The sequence below is a fragment of the Gemmatimonadota bacterium genome (assembly GCA_026706345.1).
Lineage (GTDB): Bacteria > JAAXHH01 > JAAXHH01 > JAAXHH01 > JAAXHH01 > JAAXHH01.
In genome coordinates, this window is record JAPOYX010000076.1 from 295 (window position 1) to 2201 (window position 1907).

Sequence of the window (1907 nt, forward strand, 5' to 3'; positions counted from 1 at the left end):
GTCGATATAGCCCATCGCAGCTCGCAGTATGAGGTCTTGGGCCAGCGCAAAAGAGCCTGCCAGTTCAATCCCGAAAATATCGGTATCCGCAGTGTTACGGATCACCTGGGCGAAGCCCCCGTCGGGCAGGCCGAATGCGACTTCGCGCTGCATGTCTTCGATCTGACTGAAGAAAAGAGCGCCGCTGAGACGGGCGCGCCCACCGATGGTGCTTTTGAAGCCCAGTTCGTAATTGTCGATCTGCTCTTCATCAAAGGGGCCGGGGCCAATGTCGGGATGGGTGTTACGTAGATTATAGCCGCCGGAACGAAAGCCGCGCGTCCAGTGGGCATAGATCAAAGTGTCGTCATCGTATCGGTAGCTCAGCCCGACCTTGGGCGACAGATTGGTCCAGGTTTCTGTGTCTCGGAAATCGCTTGGACAGGCCGGACCATGCACGATATTGCACGGTATGAGGTCCAAGACAATGGTGGTGACGTCGGCTTCTTTTTCTTCACGGGAGTAGCGCAGCCCGGTGTTCAGCGTCAGCCAGTTGGTCAGGTCGTAGTCCCCGGCCATGAACACCCCCAGCGTGTCCACGTCGTACAGGCCACCACCGTTCTGCACTCTGGCTCTGCCTGAGGGGTCGTCCGTCAACTGACGGCGCTCATGGTAATCGCTCGCATTGGTAAAATAGTATAACCCGGTGACCAGTTGCAGACGATCGAAAAACACCCCGGTGTAGCGCAGCTCGTTGAGCTAGACTGTGCCGCACGGAGCTGAGTCTCCGCGGTGCGTATGGCAGTTGTAGAAGCCAATTCATCCACGGAATTCAGGGCATCGACCTGCGCGTCCCGCCAGCCAAAGATGTTGGTGACCGTACCGTTGCCCAGTACCACGGCCCAATCCAGTCTCGTACTCAAAACGTGCATCCTCGTGTCCAGGAAGCCATCGTTGTTGACCGAGAAGTCGTGACTCCGACGGTCGAAGCGGACGGTGTTCTGGACCGCAGCGCCATCGCCGTCGCGGTCCTGATACTCGTAACGGAGCGTCAGACTCAGCGTGTCCAGAGGTTGCCAGGAGAGGACCGGCCGCAGCATGAGGGTGTCCCGCGCGCCGAACGCCCGGTCGTCGTACTCGTTCTCGAACCAGCCCTGATCCTGATTGGAATAGATCGTGAAGCGGGTACGCAGGGTGTCGGTCAGCGGGGCGTTGAACGTACCCGAGACGTACATATTCGGGGCTTTGCCGCCGCCTTCGACCGCGCTGCGGACCGTAGCCTCATAGTGGTCGGTGGGAGTTTTGGTGTTGACCAGGACGGCACCGCCCACCACGTTGCGCCCGAACAGAACCCCTTGCGGACCGCGTAAGACCTCGATGCTGTCCAGATCGAAGGCATCGTACAGCACCCCCGCGTTCGTTCCCAGGTAGATGCCGTCAACGAAGACACCGACCGTCGGATCGATGGACGGAATCGAGCTGTTGATACCCAGGCCGCGAATGGAGAAGTTCGCGAAACCGCGCGCCAGACCGATGTCATCGAAGGCCACATTGGGCATGGTGATCGTCAGGTCGCCCAGGTCGTGGAGCTTGAGGGCGTCAATCTGCTCGGAATCGAAGGCCGTCATTGACACCGGCACGTCCTGGATCATCGCCTCCCGCTTAAGGGCGGTGACCACCATCCCTTCCAGAGGCGTAACCTCTGTCGCTGGGGCAGATTCTTGCGGGGCAGTCTTGCCGGCGTCCGGCTGCGTATCCTGGGCCACTGCCGGGAGGGTGAGGAAGACGGCACTCAGTACCGTAACAAACGTCAGGTTCCGGACAGCAGACCAGTTTGCCGTCCAGAGCCTGGGAGTTTGATTGATAAAGTGCATGCGCCCTCCGATCTCAGGCATAATAATCCTTATCGGAGAGGATTTCTTACTGAT

The 1907-nt window shown here is 59.3% G+C and carries 2 protein-coding genes; both read right to left on the minus strand.

Annotated features, from left to right (window positions below; translation table 11 throughout):
- Positions 1–714, minus strand: a 714-nt coding sequence (locus OXG98_06135) for a TonB-dependent receptor (protein MCY3771580.1), incomplete at its 3' end; no start/stop codon positions are given.
- Positions 633–1907, minus strand: a 1275-nt coding sequence (locus OXG98_06140; GenBank protein ID MCY3771581.1) for a TonB-dependent receptor plug domain-containing protein, incomplete at its 5' end; no start/stop codon positions are given. The genes OXG98_06135 and OXG98_06140, both read right to left, overlap by 82 nt.